Source organism: Nonomuraea sp. NPDC001636 (genome assembly GCF_040298265.1).
Lineage (GTDB): Bacteria > Actinomycetota > Actinomycetes > Streptosporangiales > Streptosporangiaceae > Nonomuraea.
The window spans coordinates 209,039-225,866 of record NZ_JBEOZT010000005.1; the positions used below are offsets into that span (position 1 = coordinate 209,039).

The window sequence follows — 16,828 nt, forward strand, 5'->3', positions numbered from 1 at the left end:
ATATTTCAGAGCAAGGGGTGCCAACCGTGCTGACGCCAGCCCGGCGGCTGGTGCCACTCGGTCCAGCCGAAGCCGGTGCCGCCGTCGTCGGACTCCAGCTCGCACAGCGCCCTCGGGAACTCGGCCACCGCCCCGTCCGGTGAGACCAGCCGCACGGGGGCGAACGCGACCGGCCGCACGGTCACCGCGCGGCCCGGGAAGCTCAGCAGCGTCTCGGCCGGGCGGTCGCCGTCGAACCGGGTGCCGGCCGTGAAGCCGTCCGCGTGCTCGATCGCGCCGCCGGGCGGCACCGTGAACGCCGGCCACGGCAGCGGCATGCCCAGGTTGACCTGGGTGCCGTGCAGGTGGGTGCCGTCGGAGAGCCGGCCGCTGCTCCACGTCCAGGACAGCGACCACCAGTCCCTGACGCCCCAGCTGTGGTCGCGCTCGCCGTGGCCGTGGAAGGGCCGGCCGTCCACCGTCCCCGTGACCTCGCAGGGGATCTCGTAGCGGGGGGTGAGCTGGTAGCCGTACACGCCGCCGCGGGTGTGCCATTCGAGGTCGAGCGACAGGCCGGGGGCGGCCAGGCGCAGCCGCGCGGTGCGCAGGGGGTCGGTCGCGGCCAGGTCGGCCTCGTAGGCTTCGGCGGAGATCGTCAGGCCGGTCGGCGGGGCCTCGTGGTCGGTGATCTCCACCAGGCCGCCGCCGCGCCGGACGAGCCGGGCCCAGAACCAGGTGCGCTTCCAGTTGGGATAGAGCCCGATGCGGACGTATCCGCCCAGTTCGCCGTCGGCGGCGACGAAGTCGAGGTAGTGGGACTCGTTCCACAGCGGGTCGTCGCCCGGCTGGTGGAGTTGCTCGTCCTGCTCTCCGAGGGGCCAGTCGCCCATGTTGACGATGCGCATGCCGTACCGCCTCCCAAGCGCTTGCTACGAGCAGCTTAACCGCGATCCCGGCGGAACAGGCGAGCCCACCCGCGCGGCCGCGCGGCCGGCATGAGGCCGCGGGCGCGCAGCCAGGCGGCGAAGTCGTCGGCGTCGGCCCGGTAACCGGGCGGCGGGACGGCGCGGGCCGCCGCGTAGGCGGCGAACTCCGCGGCCAGAGCGGGCCCGGCGGCACGGGCGGCGTCCGGGCGGAGCCTGGCCACCACGCCGCGCCGCTTGACGAGCAGCGCGGACGCCTGCACCCGCAGCCGCCCGGCGTCGAAGCCCGCCGGCGGATCCGCCCCGGCCACCAGGCACGCGACGACCCGCCCCTGCGCCTCCGCCAGCCGCGCCCGCGCCCCCTCACTCACCGCGCCCGCCCACGGTCTGCTCCACTGAGGACATGGCGGCCCGGATGCGGGTCAGCTCGCCAGCGAGCACGGCGTCGCCCGGGTAGTCGTCGTCCCACTCCAGCAGCACGCCGGGCGGCCTGGTCCGGGCGCACAGCTCGGTCAGCAGGCCGAGGACGGCCGGCGGCACGGCGGCGGTGTGCGTGTCGTGCCAGATCCCGTGGTGCTCGTGCCCGCCGGCGACGTGCACGTACGCCAGGTGTTCCAGCGGCAGCGCGTCCAGCGCGGCCACGGCCGACAGGCCCAGGTTGACCTGGGCGGCGTACAGGTTGGCGACGTCCACCAGCAGCCCCGCCCCGGTACGCTCCACGACCTCGGCCAGGAAGCGGGCCTCGGTCAGCTCGTCGTCCGGCCAGCCGAAGATCGCCGCCACGTTCTCCAGGGCCAGCGGCACGGGCAGCGCCTCCTGGGCCAGCCGCACGTTCTCCACGACGACCTCCAGCGACTCCCGCGTCCGCGGCACCGGAAGCAGGTGCCCCGCCTCCACGCCGCCCCCGCGGACGAACGCCAGGTGCTCGCTGACCAGCGGCGAGTCCAGGGCCCGCGCGCAGGCGGCGAGGTGGGCGAGCCGGGCCGGGTCCGGCGGCTCGGCGCCGCCGACGCCCAGCGAGACGCCGTGCGGGATCACTGGCACGCCCCTGGCCCGCAGCACGCGCAGCGACTCGGGCAGGTCGCCGGGGTCGATGTTCTCGGCCACCACCTCGACGAACCCGACGCCCGCCATCCGCTCGATCGTCAGGTCGAGCTCCGGCCGCCACCCGATGCCCACCCCGAGGTCCGGCATGTACGGCATGTCAGCTCCCCCCGCCGCCGCAGCCGCCGCCCCCGCAGCCGCTCCCGCCGCCGCAGCCGCTCCCGCCGCCGCATCCCGCCGCGCCGCAGCCGCCCGCGCCGGCGCTGTGCGACTGGTCGCCGCCGCGCCGCCGCCTGGTGGCGACCGTACGGGCCGGGGAGCCGTCGAGCGCGAGGACGAGGTTGGCGTCGTTCAGCTCGCCGAGGCCGTACAGCGCGACGGCCACCGGGCCGCTGGACGTGCCCGGCGGGTGGTCCAGCTTGGCCCGGTCGAGCGCGGCCTGCCCGGAAGCGGTGAGATCGGTGGGGAACGTGCGGCGGTGTCCGGCGATGGCGCTCGGCGCGCCCACGACCGTCCCGGCCAGGACGCCGAGCGCGGCCAGGGGAAGCGGCGACGTGCCCTCGACGGCCACCGACAGCGCCTCCACGGCCGCCCCGGCGAGCGCCAGCACCGCCAGCACCCGTAACCGGACGATCAGCCGGTCCACCTGGGTGAAGGAGCCGGTGGGGTGGACCGCGCCGATCCTGCCCAGCCGGTGCCTGAGGGCGTCCAGGGTCTCGCCCTGGCTCACGCGCTCACGAATCGTGCTCGCCCACGCGCCGGGGTTGCGCTCGACCTCGTCCAGGACGGCGTCCTCGACCGGCTCGCCGGTGCTCCGGGCGCCGGCCACCCGGTGCACCCGTCCGTCGCGGGACACGCGTACGGCCCCTGACGCCGCCAGCAGCCCGACGGCGGTGTCGGCGACGCGCCTGGCTCCGCCCGCCAGGAAGGCCAGCTCGTAGAGGCCGAGATCGTGCGGCCGGGGCTCGACGGCGGCCCCCCGGATGGCGGCGTGCTCGCGCCGGACCGCCAGAACGGTGAGCCCGGCCGTCACGGCCAGCGCCACCGCGAGGATGAGAAGGAACAGATCCATACGCCCTCCCCTCGTGCGGCCCATCGGGCCGCGTACCGGGAAGACGTATAAGCGAGGCATAAAGGTTCCGGGCGATCAGATCGCCCCCGCGCGGTGCGGCGGCCAGCACCGCCGCACCGCGCGCGCCCGCTCAGCCGAGCCGGTCGAGCAGGGCGTCGTACTCGTCCCACAGCTCCTTCGGCAGGTGGTCGCCGAACTTCTCGAAGTGGGCCGGGATCAGGGCCGCCTCCTCGCGCCACACGTCGCGGTCGACCGACAGCAGCGTGCGCAGGTCCTCCTCGGACAGGTCGAGGCCGTCGGTGTCGAGCTCGGCGGGCAGCAGGCCGATCGCCGTCGGGTTCGCCTTGGCCTCGCCGTTGAGGCGGTCGACGATCCACTTGAGCACGCGGCTGTTCTCGCCGAAGCCGGGCCAGATGAACTTGCCCTCGTCGTTCTTCCTGAACCAGTTGACGTAGTAGATGCGCGGCAGCTTCGCGCCCTTGACCCGGCCGATGTCGAGCCAGTGGCCGAAGTAGTCGCCCATGTTGTAGCCGCAGAACGGCAGCATGGCGAACGGGTCGTAACGCAGCTCGCCCACCTTGCCCTCGGCCGCGGCGGTCTTCTCGGAGGCGACGTTGGCTCCGAGGAAGACGCCGTGCTCCCAGCTCAGCGACTCCGTGACCAGAGGCACGGCGGTGGCGCGGCGGCCGCCGAAGAGAATCGCCGAGATGGGCACGCCCTTGGGGTCCTGCCACTCCGGTGCGATGGTCGGGCACTGGGAGGCGGGGGTGGTGAAGCGGGCGTTCGGGTGGGCGGCGGGCTCGTCGCTGTCGGGCGTCCAGGAGCGGCCCTTCCAGTCGGTCAGGTGCGCCGGGGGCTCCTCGGTGAGCCCCTCCCACCACACGTCCCCGTCGTCGGTCAGGGCGACGTTGGTGAAGATGCTGTTGCCCCAGAGGGTCTTGATCGCGTTGGCGTTGGTCACCTGGCCGGTGCCGGGCGCGACGCCGAAGAAGCCGGCCTCCGGGTTGATGGCGTGCAGGCGGCCGTCGTCGCCGAAGCGCATCCAGGCGATGTCGTCGCCGATCGTCTCGACCTTCCAGCCCGGGATCGTGGGCTGGAGCATGGCCAGGTTCGTCTTGCCGCACGCGCTCGGGAAGGCGGCGGCGACGTAACGGGTCTCGCCGTCGGGCGGCGTGAGCTTGAGGATGAGCATGTGCTCGGCCAGCCAGCCCTCGTCGCGGGCCATGACGCTGGCGATGCGCAGCGCGTAGCACTTCTTGCCGAGCAGCGCGTTGCCGCCGTAGCCCGAGCCGTAGGACCAGATCTCGCGGGTCTCGGGGAAGTGGCTGATGTACTTGGTGGAGCTGCACGGCCAGGCCACGTCGGACTGGCCCGGCCGCAGCGGGGCGCCGACGGAGTGGACGGCCTTGACGAAGCCGCCGCGCTGCTCGATCAGGCGCAGGGCCCGGTCGCCCATGCGCGTCATGATCCGCATCGACACGGCCACGTACGCGGAGTCGGTGATCTCGACGCCGAGCTGCGAGATCTCGCCGCCGAGCGGGCCCATGCAGAACGGGACGACGTACATGGTGCGGCCGCGCATGCAGCCCGCGAAGAGCTCGGAGAAGGTCTGGCGCATCTGCGCTGGAGCGATCCAGTTGTTGGTCGGGCCTGCGTCCTCCTCGCGCTCCGAGCAGATGTAGGTGCGGTCCTCGACCCGAGCCACGTCGCTGGGATCGGACTTGGCGTAGAAGCTGTTCGGGCGCGCGGCGAGCCGGGTGAGCGTGCCCTGCTCGACGAGGAGGTTGGTCAGGCGCGTCCACTCCTCCTCCGAGCCGTCGCACCACTCGATCCGGTCGGGCTGGGTCAGGGCTGCGATCTCGTTCACCCACGCGACCAATTCGCGATTGCTCGTCGGCGCGGGCACTTCCACGGAAACGGACACGACTGCGACTCCTCCACTCTCTCAGGGCCCAGTCATCATTAACGACGAAGGCGCATGAAGGCCAATTGGCATAGACCTGTTGGCGCGACCGTCGCCGCAGGCAGCGGCCCTGACGATCCGGGGAGCCTACCCAGGTATCCGAGATTTAAAAGAGGAATTCCGCAGGGCCGGTCCAGGCCAATTCGCGTGGTCTAAACCAATTACCGCAGTGGTTTAGTCCAATTTACCGAGCCGTTTCCGCCGGTGTTCTCAGGAATTGACGTCGGGGCCCGCGTTGCGCACTCTGTCGACGTGCTGGAGCGCGTCGCGCAGCTCGGCCAGCCAGGTGTCGGTGTTCTTGCCGACCAGGCGCACGCACCAGGCGAGCGCGTCGCTGCGGCTCCTGGCCACCCCGGCGGCGACCAGTGTGTCGAGCACCTGACGCTCCGACTGACGCAGACGCGTCATCACGGGCACGGAGAGTGTGGTGAACATCACAGTCTCGCCCCCGCACCGCACGCCCCAGGAGACCTTCTGGCGGAACCGGCGCTCCGCCTCGCGGGCGATCTCGATCCGCCGCTCGCGGGTCTCCTCACGGAACCGGCGGGCCAGCCCCTCGATGAGGGCGAGCCGCTCGGCCTCGGGCGTGTCGGCGGGCGGGTCGGGCAGCGTGCCGAGCACCGCGATCTCCTCGCGGTCACGGACGATCTCGGGGGCCCCGGTGAACCACCCCTCGGGGAGCCGGCCGGTGAACCAGCCGCGGACCTGCGCGCTCATATCATCTGTTGACATGTAATCACGATTACACAGTTGCGCGCGAAATGCACGAGCCGGACCCCGGTTCGTGCGAAGGTTCGTTCAGCGGACGCGGGCGGCCGCGACGGGGCTGACCCGGACGACGCCGGCCAGGTTCCGCGTGCTCAGCGGAGAGATCTTGACGACGTCACCGGTGCGCGGCGCCTGCAGCACCTTCCCGTTGCCCCAGTAGATCGCCACGTGCGAGATGTAACCCGGGTTCGTCGGGTCGTTGCGCCAGAAGATCAGGTCGCCCGGCTGCGCCTGGGCCAGCGGCACCTGCGGCCCGGCCACCCACTGCTGGTGGGTCACCCGCGGCATCCGCACGCCCGCCTGCCCGTACGCCCACTGCACCAGCCCCGAGCAGTCGAACGTGTCGGGCCCCTCGGCCCCCCACACGTACGGCCGGCCCAGCTTGGACACCGCGGCCTTCAGCGCCGTCGTGAGCTGTTCCACGGTCATGAACGACCCGGACGGCCAGTTCTTCGGGGTGTCGGCCCTGGGCCGCGGCTGGACCGGGTTGACGGTGGCCACCTGCGTGCCCTTGGGCATCGCGGCCAGGATGGCCCGGCGCAGCGCGTCGGAGTTCGCGCCGGGGGCGCTGACGATGAGCGCGTTGTCGCGCGGGAGGCGCAGCCTGCGCCCGGTCTCCTTGGACACGACCGCGTCGACCGCGCCGAACCCGGTGGTGGCGTACGCGCCGATGCGCAGCGGCCCGGCCGGCCCGCTCACGCGGCTGTGCAGCGCGAGGCCGCCGTCGTTGCCCAGCACGAACGAGACCGCCACGTCGCCGGAGGCCACGTTCTGCCACAGGGCGTCCGAGGACGCCGTCACCTTGGGGGTGTAGGCCCGGAACGTGGACGGGTTGACCGCGAGCGTCTGCACCCGCTTGCCGTCGAGCGAGATGGAGGCCGCGTCGGCCAGCTCAAGGGCCCGTACGCCGCGCAGCTTGGCCACCTTGCGCAGCAGCTCGTCGGTGAACGGCTTGCGGGTGAGCACGAAGAGGTTGGGCTTGCGCAGCCTGCCCAGCGGCGCCACGGGCTGGTCGGCACGGGACTGGGCCATGAGCGTCTGCTTCGGCACCGGCCGCGCCCGCACCACCTCGACCGGCGCCTGCTCCTCCCCCGTCTGGACCAGCACCAGCACGTCGGTGGTGAGCACGGCCACCAGCATCACCACGATGAAGGGGACGAGCCTGGATAAGTCTCGCCGTTTCCGCGTCTTCACCAGGAAGCTGAGGTCCTGGGCGATTCCCGGCGAACGCGAAAACGCCGCCGGGCCGACGGGGGCCCGGCGGTCAGGATCTGCGGGGGTCAGTTGCCGATGTACGGCACAGCCTCGAGGATCTCGACGGTGTTCTGGCGACCGTTGGGCATCGAGTACGTCGCCTTCTCACCGATCTTCTTGCCGTTGATCGCCGAGCCGAGCGGCGACTTGGGCGAGTAGACGTCGATCGGCGCTCCGCTCTCCTCGCGGGAGGCGAGCAGGAAGGTGACCTCGTCGTCGTCGCCGACGAACCGGATCGTCACGGTCATGCCGGGGCCGACCACGCCTTCGGTCTTGGGGGCCTCTCCCACCTTGGCGTTGTCGAGGATCTGGCGGAGGTGGAAGATCCGGGCCTCCATCTTGCCCTGCTCGTCCTTGGCGGCGTGGTAGCCGCCGTTCTCCTTCAGGTCGCCCTCCTCACGGGCGGCCTCGATCTTCTTGGCGATGTCGACGCGCCCGGGGCCAGAGAGATATTCGTACTCCGCCTTCAGGCGGTCGTACGCCTCCTGCGTCAGCCATGTGACGTTCTCATCGCGAGAGTCGGCCACGGGTTCTCCTTGCTTGCCTAGGGGGCCCTGAGATCACTTGAGGATGTGGACGGTCGAATTGCGAAAGGCTAACAACTCAACCGGCCGGACGCTTCCCCAAATGTCTCACTATACGAGATTGCAGTACTGGATGTGGACGGAAGTGGCCTGACCACTGGTGTCGAGGCTCTCCTTGAGCTGCTTACTACCCTGACCAGCCGGGATTCTTACTTCCTTGCTACCGACTTCCGCGTGGTAGACGTCCAGTGCCCTGATCCGGCAGACGGCCACTCTATCGTCGGGCTTGTACACCTCGAAGGTGATCTCCGCGCGCCCGGGCGCGTCGATGCTGAACGAGACGACCTGCGCCGGGGCCTCCGAGCCGCCGCCGGCCGTCATCGACCACATCACCCATCCCCAGCCACCCGCGACGATGGCCACCAGCACGCCGATCACGACATGCACGACCAGCCGGCCGCCTCTCTTCGGACGGTCGGGGAAGTCGTCGGGTGTGCCGAGAACGGGTCCGTTCCCGACATCTTCGGTGACCATGGCGGAATCTCCCTGCACTCCCTGAGCGTTATCCGAGACAATTGTCGCCCGCGGGGGGCGTGCCCTCGCGACCGCCCAGCAGAAACTAACCTCTCTGGACGAGTGACCGGTCCTCCACCGAGGAGACCCTGTGAGGAGAACGCGCCCGTGAGTGCACCCCTGAGGTTGATGGCAGTCCACGCCCACCCCGACGACGAGTCGAGCAAGGGCGCCGCCACGATGGCGCGTTACGTGCGCGAAGGCGTGGAAGTGCTGGTCTGTACCCTCACGGGCGGTGAGCGGGGTTCCGTGCTCAACCCGAAGATGGACCGGCCCGAGATCGTGGCCAACATCGGCGAGGTGCGCCGGGCGGAGATGGAGCGGGCCCGCGAGATCCTCGGGGTCCAGCAGCGTTTCATGGGCTTTGTCGACTCCGGCCTGCCGGAGAGCGAGGAGGAGGAGCTGCCCGAGGGCTGCTTCGCGCTGCAGAAGCTTGAGGACGCCTCGGCCCCGCTGGTGGCCGCCGTGCGCGAGTTCCGCCCGCACGTGATCATCACCTACGACGACGACGGCGGCTACCCGCACCCCGACCACATCATGACCAACAAGGTCTCCGTCGAGGCGTTCGAGGCGGCCGGCGACCCCGACCGCTACCCCGGCACCGGCGACCCGTGGCAGCCGATGAAGCTCTACTACCAGATGGGCTTCACCAAGGAGCGCTTCGAGGCGCTGCACGAGGCCATGACCGAGCGCGGGCTCGGCTCCCCGTACTCCGACTGGATCTCCCGCTGGGAGGACCGGCCCGCCAAGTGGCCGGTGACGACGCGGGTGCCGTGCGGCGAGTACTTCCAGATCCGCGACGAGGCGCTGCTCGCGCACGCCACCCAGGTCGACCCCGACGGCTTCTGGTTCGTCTGCCCGCGCGAGCTGCAGCAGGAGATCTGGCCGACCGAGGACTACCACCTGGCGCGCTCGCTCGTCGACACCGAACTGCCCGAGGACGACCTGTTCGCCGGCATCCACGCCGAGGACGTCTCACCCGCCTGCCACTGACCGGACCACGGCATACGGGTGGCAGACTGAAGGTGTGACAGTTCTCGCAGCTGGTGATGTCAGTCCGGGTCTGCTCGGCTTCACCGTCGTCGCCCTCATCGGGCTGGCCCTCTACATCCTCATCAAGTCGATGAACAAGCAGATGTCGAAGATCCAGGTTCCGCACGAGGGCGACACGGACAAGAAAGCCGAATAGATGCCGATCGAAGTAGTCGACAACTCGACGGAGTGCCGCTTCGAGATCCTCGTCGACGGCAAGGTCGCCGGGTTCGCCGACTATCGACTGCTGCCCACGAAAGTCGTCTTCACGCACACCGAGGTGCTGCCCGCCTACGAGGGCCAGGGCCTGGCGAGCAGGCTGGTGGAGTACGCGCTGCGCACGAGCGTCGACACCGGGCTGCGCATCGTGCCGCTGTGCCCGTACGTGGCCCGCTACATCGAGCGTCACCCCGAGTTCAAGGAGTACAGCGACCCGTCAGTCGCGGGGTGACCAGGCGCGTTCCAGGGCCTTGGGCAGGCCCCACCAGCCGAGCGGGGTCAGCACCTCGTCGGCGTCCACGATGCCCAGGTAGGTCCACAGGCTGACCACCGAGGCGAACAGGCCCTCGGTGGCGTCGAGGTCGTCGTCGTCCTGCTCGCCCGACTCGATGTCGTCGGACTCGGCGATGAGCCGGGCCAGGCGTTCCGGCGAGGCCGGCACCCCGGGCCCCATGCGGGCCAGCGCCGCCACCGCGGCCAGCCAGTCGGCGTGCTGGATCGCGCACAGGTTGGCCAGGGCGGTGTCCTCGTGGCCGAGCTCCCCCTCCAGGTCGGCGAACTCCTCCGGCACGTCGTCGGCCTCGGACAGGTCGGAGATCGGCCCGGCCACGCCGGCCGCCACCGCCAGCCACAACTCCCGGTCGTCGTCCGGCATCGGCCGGTCGTCGAACCCGGCGCAGGCGCGCAGCACGTTCGCCGGGTAGCCGGGCAGGTCCAGCAGCACGCGCAGGCGCGCGGCGGCCAGCTCCAGCTCGACCAGCGGCAGCTCGGGCGCCTTGGGCAGCTCGCCGACGATGCGGCGCAGCTCCGACAGCGCGAACGCCTCCTCCTCGTCGAGGGCGGCGAACAGCTCCTCGTCCTGCTCGTCGCTGACCGCGAAGCCGGGCACCCGGCCGTCGGGCAGCGGCGTGGCCAGCCAGTGCTCCTGGAGCTCCTCGTACGCCCGGCGGGCGGCGTGGTCGCCCTGGGCCAGCGCGTCGGGGTCGATCTCGCCGGCGGCGACGCGCTCCTCCAGGAAGGAGACCATGCGCCCGAACATCTCGGCCGCGACCGGGCCGCGCTCGTCATCCTCGGGCCAGACGAAGTAGCTCGGCGTCATGAGGATCGGCTCGGTGCCGGTGGACTCGACCCAGCGCTGCACGTCGCCGACGGTGGCCACGCCCGCCTCGATGGAGCTCAGCGTGGCCTTGGCGGAGTCCCAGAACGGCTGCGAGAGCGGGTTGCCCGCCGCCACCATGGCCCGCCGCAGATCGGGCAGCGCCACCAGCGCCACGCCCGAGGGCACGGCCAGCAGGGCGCGGGCGACGTCCCTGCGCGTGACGGCGGCCGGCGGGCGGCCGGCGTGGGCGCAGACGTAGTCGATGTCCACGCCCGTAACCTACGCCGTCCGCCCCGCCCGAGTCAGCCGCGGGGGTGACGGCCCGGCCCGGGGACGCGGTTTAGGGTGAGCGAGGGAGGTCCTGATGAACCGGTTGAACGACGCCACGAGCCCTTACCTGCTGCAGCACGCGGGCAATCCCGTCGACTGGCACCCGTGGGGCGAGGAGGCGTTCGCCGAGGCCCGGCGCCGGGACGTGCCGCTGCTGATCAGCGTGGGCTACTCGGCGTGCCACTGGTGCCACGTGATGGCCCACGAGAGCTTCGAGGACGCCGACACGGCCGCCCTCATGAACGAGCACTTCGTCAACGTCAAGGTCGACCGCGAGGAGCGGCCCGACGTCGACGCGGTCTACATGACCGCCACCCAGGCCATGACCCAGCAGGGCGGCTGGCCGATGACGGTGTTCGCCACGCCCGACGGCCACCCGTTCTACTGCGGCACGTACTTCCCGCGCCCGCACTTCCGGCGGCTGCTGGCCGAGATCCACCGGGTGTGGACCGGCGACCGGGAGTCGGTGCTGGCGCAGGGCGCCAAGGTGGTCGAGGCGCTCAACCAGAACACCGCGTTCCCGCGCGGCGGCACGCCGGAGGCGGAGACGCTGGAGCGGGCCGTCGCCAACCTGCGGGAGTCGTTCGACCCGGTCAACGGCGGGTTCGGCGGCGCGCCGAAGTTCCCGCCGTCGATGGTCCTGGAGTTCCTGCTGCGCTCCGGCGAGCGCGAGATGAGCGGCCGGACGCTTGAGGCCATGGCCCGCGGCGGCATCTACGACCAGCTCGGCGGCGGTTTCGCGCGGTACAGCGTCGACGCCGCGTGGGTGGTCCCGCACTTCGAGAAGATGCTCTACGACAACGCCCTGCTGCTGCGGGTGTACACCCACTGGTGGAAGGCGGGCGGCGGCGACCTGGCCCGCCGGGTGGCGCTGGAGACGGCCGGCTGGATGCTGCGCGAGCTGCGCACGCCCGAGGGCGGCCTCGCCTCGGCCCTCGACGCCGACAGCGAGGGCGTGGAGGGCAAGTTCTACGTCTGGACGCCCGAGGAGCTGCGCGAGGTCCTGGGGGACGACGACGGCCGCTGGGCCACCGGGCTGTTCGACGTCACCGGCACGTTCGAGCACGGCACGTCGGTGCTCCAGCTCCCGCGCGACCCCGAGGACCCGGTGCGGTACGCCGGCGTGCGCGGCAGGCTGCTGGCGGCCAGGGAGCTGCGGGTGCGTCCGGGCCGCGACGACAAGGTCGTGGCCTCCTGGAACGGCCTGGCCGTCGCGGCGCTCGCGGAGGCCGGCGTGGTGTTCGAGCGTCCCGACCTGGTCGAGGCCGCCACGGCGGCGGCCGAGCTGCTCGCCGACGTGCACACGGCCGGCGGGCGGCTGCTGCGCACCTCCCGCGACGGACGCGCGGGCGCCAACGCGGGCGTGCTGGAGGACTACGCGAACGTGGCCGAGGGCCTGATCTCCCTCTATGGCGTGACCGGCGCGACGAGATGGCTCCGGCTGGCCGGGACACTGCTCGACACGGTCCTCGACCGCTTCTCCGACGGCTCCGGCGGCTTCTACGACACCGCTGACGACGCCGAACGGCTGTTCCAGCGTCCACAGGACCCCACCGACAACGCCACGCCCTCCGGCCAGTACGCGGCCGCGGGGGCCCTGCTGTCCTACGGCGCGCTGACCGGCTCGGCCCGGCACCGGGAGGCCGCCGCGGCCGCGCTCGCCACGGTGTCGGTGCTGGCCGACCGGCACGCCAGGTTCGCCGGCTGGGGGCTGGCCGTGGCCCGCGCGGCGCTCGACGGGCCCGTGGAGGTGGCGGTCGTCGGCAGCCCCGCCGACCCGCGTACGGCCGCCCTGCACCGGGAGGCGCTGCTGGCCGACGTGCCGGGCCTGGTGGTCGCGCCCGGCGACGGCGAGGCCGGCGGCGAGCCCTTCCCCGCGCTGCTGGAGGGGCGCGGGCCCGTCGGCGGCGCGCCGGCCGCCTACGTATGCAGGGGGTTCGCCTGCCGGCTGCCGGTCACCACGGTGGAGGAGCTGCGGGCCGAGCTAGCCGGTGCCTGACGGCCGGCCGAGGTTGTCGCGCTGGGTGTCGCGGCCCTCGTCCGGGGGCCCCTGAGGCTGGTCGGAGGGGGCCGTGGGCGCGTCCTGGGGGCGTTCGTCCTGCCGGTCGCGGCCGGTCCTGCCGTTGTCGCCGGAGCCGTCGTCGGTGGGCGCCTCGGTGACCGACGGGTCGCCGAACGGCTGCTGATCGGTGGGGCCGGCGTCGGGGTTGTTCCACTGGTTCTGGTCGGGGGGCGGCGTCGACTGCTGGTCGCGGACGTCGCGGCCGCGGTCGGGCGGCGAGTAGGACGACTCGTAGCCGTACTGGGAGGGCTCGGGGAACTCCTCGACGGGCTCGCCGGCCATGGCCTCCGTCATGAACGCCCGCCAGATCTGCGCCGGCAGCTGGCCGCCGAACTGCGTGCCGTAGCCGGGGATGGTGACGGTCTGGTCGTCGCTGCGGAACATGTTCACGGCGACGGCGAGCTGCGGGACGAACCCGTTGAACCAGACGTTCTTGGAGTCGTCGGTGGTGCCGGTCTTGCCGGCCACCGGGCGGTCGTAGAGGCGGGCGGCGGTGCCGGTGCCGTACTTGACGACCTGCTGCATCGCGTAGACGGTGTCGGCGGCGGCCTGCTCGCTCACCACCTTCGTGGCGACGGGCTTGACCGTCTTCTTCTCGCCCTTGCCGTCGGTGACCGACTTCACCACGTGGGCCTCCATGTGCACGCCCTTGTTGGCGAAGCTGGAGAAGCCGGAGGCGTTCTGGACGGCGCTGACCGAGGACACGCCGAGCGGGAAGGTGGCGTACGCCTGCTGCCCCTGCAACTGCTCCTTGGGGATGCCCGCGGCCTCGGCGACCTCCGCGACCTTGTTCAGGCCGACCTTCTGGCCGAGGTCGACGAAGGCCGTGTTGACGGAGTTCTGGGTGGCGCTGACCAGGTTGATCTGGCCGTAGGAGCGGCCGCTGTCGTTGGGGATGGGCTTGTCGGCCGAGGCCACGCGCAGCGGCGAGTTGCCGTCGACCCTGGTGGACAGGTCGAAGCCGTTGTCGAGCGCGGCGGCCAGCGTGTACGGCTTGAACGTCGACCCCGCCATCCGCTTGGCCGAGAACGCGTTGTCGTAGTCGCCGACCTGGTCGTGGCGGCCGCCGTAGAAGGCGACGACCTCGCCGGTGGCCGGATCGACGGCGGCCAGCCCGGTGCGCACCTTCTTCGGCGTAGAGGCCGGGAGCACGTCCTTGACGGCCTGCTCGGCCGCCGTCATGAGCTTCTTGTCGAACGTCGTGACGATCTTCAGGCCGCCGCTGTTGATGGTCTCGTCGGAGTAGCCGCGCCGGTTGAGCTCGGCGGTGACCTGGTCGAGCATGTACTGGCCCTGGCCCTTGAGCTCGAACGGCTTCTTGGGCGCCTTGAGCACCGGGAAACGCTCGGCGGCGGCCTGCTGGCGCGACAGCGCGCCCGTCTGGCCCATGGCGTTGATCACGGCCTGCCACCGGGAGCGGGCCGCGTCGAGGTCGGCGCCCTCGGGGTCGGCGAACCGGCTGGGCTGCTGGATGACCGCCGCCAGGTACGCGCCCTCGGCGACGGTGAGCTTGTCGACGTCCTTGCCGAAGTAGGCGCGCGCGGCCGACTGGACGCCGTTGGCGCCGCGGCCGAAGTAGATCGTGTTGAGGTACTGCTCCAGGACCCAGTCCTTCGACTTGGACTGGTCGACCTTCATCGCGATGAGGATCTCTTTGAACTTGCGGGTGACCGAGCGCTCCTGGCTGAGGCCGCTGTAGTAGTTGCGCACGAGCTGCTGGGTGATCGTGGAGCCGCCCTGGAGCTGCTGCCCGGTGACGGTGGACCAGACGGCCCGCGCGGTGCCCTTGAGCGAGACGCCGCCGTCGTTGTAGAACGAGCGGTTCTCGGCGGCGATGACGGCGTCGCGCACGTGCTTGGGCACCTTGGCCAGCTCGACGTTCCTGCGGTCGACGCCCTGCCGGGCGAGCACCGTCTTGCCGTCGCGGTAATAGATCACCGAGCCTTCGGCGGTGGCCGATTCCTGCGTGCTGTCGGGAATGGGAGTCATCGCCCACGCAATAGCGAAAAGACCGGCAAGCACGGCGATTCCGGCGCCGAAAGAGATCAACACTATTCGGAGTACGCGCCGTTTCCGCATGCCTTTTCCACCACCGCCCCGCATCCGAGACCCCCCTCTGAGACACCCTCGCCCAACCCCCGCCAGCTGGGCGAATGTCAAGGGTAAACGATCGATAACGGTGCCTCGTCCCTAAGCGATGGTACGTCTAGCGCCCTCCGCGGCGCGGAACATCGGCGACCAAAGGCAGCACTCGGTAAGGAACCGGGGTGTCGAGTGCGATGATCGAAGAAGTCCTGAGCACCCCCTGAACATCCACGATTTGGTCGATGACCCTTTGCAGATCGGCATTCGTCCGCGCGACCACCCGGCACAGCAGGTCCGCGCCGCCGGTGATGGTGTGCACCTCCAGCACCTCGGGGATGTGGGCCAGCCGATGGGCGACCGGGTCGTGCCCGGAGACCTGCCTGATCTCCATGGTGACGAACGCCGTCACGTCGTAGCCGAGCGCCACGGGCGACACGTCGGGCCCGAACCCGGTGATCACGCCCCTGGCCACCAGCCGGTCGAGCCTGGCCTGGACGGTGCCGCGGGCGACGCCGAGGCGGCGGGAGCACTCCAGCACGCCCAGCCGGGGCTCGGCGGTCAGCAGCGAGATCAGGCGGGCGTCCAGTTCGTCGATCGTCATGCTGTACAAGTTCTCCGACTCTGACCCGAGATGGGTGGACAGATTGTGCACTCGTTCAAGTAACTGTTGCACAACTCGTCCAGCTAAATCGAGAGTTGGGGGTATGACTGATGTCTTTCCGGTTAACGGCATGGACGCCGTGGTGTTCGCCGTGGGCAACGCCCGGCAGGCCGCCCACTACTACTCGACCGCTTTCGGCATGCGACTGGTGGCCTACCGCGGGCCGGAGAACGGCAGCCGCGACGCGGTCGCCTACGTCCTGACCTCGGGCAGCGCCACCTTCGAGTTCAGGGCCTCGATCCGGCCCGGCACGGACATGGCCAGACACGTCGCCGAGCACGGTGACGGCGTGATCGACCTGGCCATCCAGGTGCCCGACGTGGAGGCCGGATACGCCTACGCGATCGCCCACGGGGCCACGGGCCTGGTGGAGCCGTACACGCTGGAGGACGAGCACGGCAAGGTGGTGCTCGCGGCCATCGCCACCTACGGCGAGACCCGGCACACGCTCGTGGACAGGTCCAACTACGCGGGGCCGTACCTGCCCGGTTACGTGCCGGCCGAGCCGCTCGTCGCGCCGCCCGCGACGAAGACCGGACGCCTGTTCCAGGCGGTCGACCACTGCGTCGGCAACGTCGAGCTCGGCAAGATGGACGAGTGGGTGGAGTTCTACCGCAGGGTGATGGGCTTCACGAACATGGCCGAGTTCGTCGGCGACGACATCGCGACCGAGTACTCGGCGCTGATGTCCAAGGTCGTGGCCGACGGCACGCGGAAGGTCAAGTTCCCGCTGAACGAGCCGGCGATCAGCCGCAAGAAGTCGCAGATCGACGAGTACCTGGAGTTCTACGGCGGGCCGGGCGTGCAGCACATCGCCCTGGCCACCAACGACATCCTCACCACCGTCGACCACATGCGCGCGGCGGGCGTGCAGTTCCTCGACACGCCGGACTCCTACTACGACGACCCCGAGCTGCGCGAGCGCATCGGGCAGGTCAGGGCGCCGATCGAGGAGCTGAAGAAGCGCAAGATCCTGGTCGACCGCGACGAGGACGGCTACCTGCTGCAGATCTTCACGCAGCCGGTCCAGGACCGTCCCACGGTCTTCTTCGAGCTGATCGAGCGGCACGGGTCGCTCGGGTTCGGCAAGGGCAACTTCAAGGCCCTGTTCGAGGCGATCGAGCGCGAGCAGGAACGCAGGGGCAACCTTTAGTTTGTCCCGACTTAGTGGGGGTGATCTGGATTTTATGGGACCACCACCACATTCTGGGCTGATGAGGCGCCGGCGGCGGGGAGCCGC

At 71.0% G+C, this 16,828-nt stretch carries 17 protein-coding genes; 5 read left to right on the forward strand and 12 right to left on the reverse strand.

Annotation, left to right across the window (positions count from 1 at the left end):
• Nucleotides 1–5 precede the first annotated feature (5 nt).
• From ABT158_RS13115 to ABT158_RS13155, 9 genes are all read right to left on the reverse strand, one after another.
• Nucleotides 6–884: a DUF7064 domain-containing protein gene (locus ABT158_RS13115; RefSeq protein ID WP_352352969.1), complete on the reverse strand. Its 879-nt coding sequence runs from the start codon at nt 882–884 to the stop codon at nt 6–8.
• A 35-nt stretch (nt 885–919) separates the two neighbouring features.
• Complete coding sequence (locus ABT158_RS13120) at nt 920–1,273, reverse strand: SCO6045 C-terminal-like domain-containing protein (RefSeq protein ID WP_352352970.1); 354 nt, start codon at nt 1,271–1,273, stop codon at nt 920–922.
• Complete coding sequence (locus ABT158_RS13125) at nt 1,266–2,105, reverse strand: MbnB/TglH/ChrH family RiPP precursor modification enzyme (protein WP_352352971.1); 840 nt, start codon at nt 2,103–2,105, stop codon at nt 1,266–1,268. The genes ABT158_RS13120 and ABT158_RS13125 overlap by 8 nt, the downstream gene beginning before the upstream one ends.
• A 1-nt stretch (nt 2,106) precedes the next feature.
• Nucleotides 2,107–3,018, reverse strand: coding sequence for a TIGR04222 domain-containing membrane protein (locus ABT158_RS13130; protein ID WP_352352972.1), 912 nt, complete (start codon nt 3,016–3,018; stop codon nt 2,107–2,109).
• A 130-nt stretch (nt 3,019–3,148) separates the two neighbouring features.
• Complete coding sequence (locus ABT158_RS13135) at nt 3,149–4,942, reverse strand: phosphoenolpyruvate carboxykinase (GTP) (protein ID WP_352352973.1); 1,794 nt, start codon at nt 4,940–4,942, stop codon at nt 3,149–3,151.
• A 249-nt stretch (nt 4,943–5,191) separates the two neighbouring features.
• The gene (abmR, locus tag ABT158_RS13140; RefSeq protein WP_352352974.1) at nt 5,192–5,713 is read right to left on the reverse strand and encodes an ATP-binding transcription factor AbmR; all 522 of its coding nucleotides are present in this window, start codon (nt 5,711–5,713) and stop codon (nt 5,192–5,194) included.
• A gap of 66 nt (nt 5,714–5,779) precedes the next feature.
• Entirely contained in the window at nt 5,780–6,889 is a 1,110-nt protein-coding gene (locus ABT158_RS13145; RefSeq protein WP_352353141.1) for a C40 family peptidase, read from the reverse strand.
• A 140-nt stretch (nt 6,890–7,029) separates the two neighbouring features.
• Nucleotides 7,030–7,530 (reverse strand): transcription elongation factor GreA, encoded by a 501-nt coding sequence (gene greA, locus ABT158_RS13150; RefSeq protein ID WP_352323258.1) that lies wholly within the window; start codon nt 7,528–7,530, stop codon nt 7,030–7,032.
• 108 nt (nt 7,531–7,638) lie between these two features.
• On the reverse strand, nt 7,639–8,061 hold the full coding sequence (locus ABT158_RS13155; RefSeq protein ID WP_352352975.1) for a DUF4307 domain-containing protein: 423 nt from the start codon (nt 8,059–8,061) through the stop codon (nt 7,639–7,641).
• 147 nt (nt 8,062–8,208) lie between these two features.
• Between ABT158_RS13155 and mca the strand changes: the two genes are divergently transcribed.
• The 3 genes from mca to ABT158_RS13170 are packed head-to-tail and all read left to right on the forward strand — an operon-like array spanning nt 8,209 to nt 9,583.
• Nucleotides 8,209–9,093, forward strand: a complete 885-nt coding sequence (gene mca, locus ABT158_RS13160; protein WP_352323256.1) for a mycothiol conjugate amidase Mca — start codon at nt 8,209–8,211, stop codon at nt 9,091–9,093.
• Between the two features lie 34 nt (nt 9,094–9,127).
• Complete coding sequence (locus ABT158_RS13165; protein ID WP_352323255.1) at nt 9,128–9,289, forward strand: hypothetical protein; 162 nt, start codon at nt 9,128–9,130, stop codon at nt 9,287–9,289.
• Nucleotides 9,290–9,583 (forward strand): GNAT family N-acetyltransferase, encoded by a 294-nt coding sequence (locus ABT158_RS13170; protein ID WP_352352976.1) that lies wholly within the window; start codon nt 9,290–9,292, stop codon nt 9,581–9,583.
• Here ABT158_RS13170 and ABT158_RS13175 read toward each other — a convergent pair.
• Nucleotides 9,569–10,720, reverse strand: coding sequence for a hypothetical protein (locus tag ABT158_RS13175; protein ID WP_352352977.1), 1,152 nt, complete (start codon nt 10,718–10,720; stop codon nt 9,569–9,571). The genes ABT158_RS13170 and ABT158_RS13175 overlap by 15 nt on opposite strands.
• Before the next feature lie 94 nt (nt 10,721–10,814).
• On the opposite strand from ABT158_RS13175, the gene ABT158_RS13180 reads away from it, so the two are divergent.
• Nucleotides 10,815–12,779 carry a thioredoxin domain-containing protein gene (locus ABT158_RS13180; RefSeq protein WP_352352978.1) on the forward strand — a complete coding sequence of 655 codons (1,965 nt, stop codon included), beginning with the start codon at nt 10,815–10,817 and terminating at the stop codon, nt 12,777–12,779.
• On the opposite strand, the gene ABT158_RS13185 is transcribed toward ABT158_RS13180, so the two are convergent.
• Nucleotides 12,765–14,831 carry a transglycosylase domain-containing protein gene (locus tag ABT158_RS13185; protein ID WP_352352979.1) on the reverse strand — a complete coding sequence of 689 codons (2,067 nt, stop codon included), beginning with the start codon at nt 14,829–14,831 and terminating at the stop codon, nt 12,765–12,767. The genes ABT158_RS13180 and ABT158_RS13185 overlap by 15 nt on opposite strands.
• A gap of 217 nt (nt 14,832–15,048) precedes the next feature.
• Nucleotides 15,049–15,528 carry an Lrp/AsnC family transcriptional regulator gene (locus tag ABT158_RS13190; protein WP_352323250.1) on the reverse strand — a complete coding sequence of 160 codons (480 nt, stop codon included), beginning with the start codon at nt 15,526–15,528 and terminating at the stop codon, nt 15,049–15,051.
• A 103-nt stretch (nt 15,529–15,631) separates the two neighbouring features.
• On the opposite strand from ABT158_RS13190, the gene hppD reads away from it, so the two are divergent.
• Nucleotides 15,632–16,741: a 4-hydroxyphenylpyruvate dioxygenase gene (hppD, locus tag ABT158_RS13195; RefSeq protein ID WP_352352980.1), complete on the forward strand. Its 1,110-nt coding sequence runs from the start codon at nt 15,632–15,634 to the stop codon at nt 16,739–16,741.
• Nucleotides 16,742–16,828: the final 87 nt, after the last annotated feature.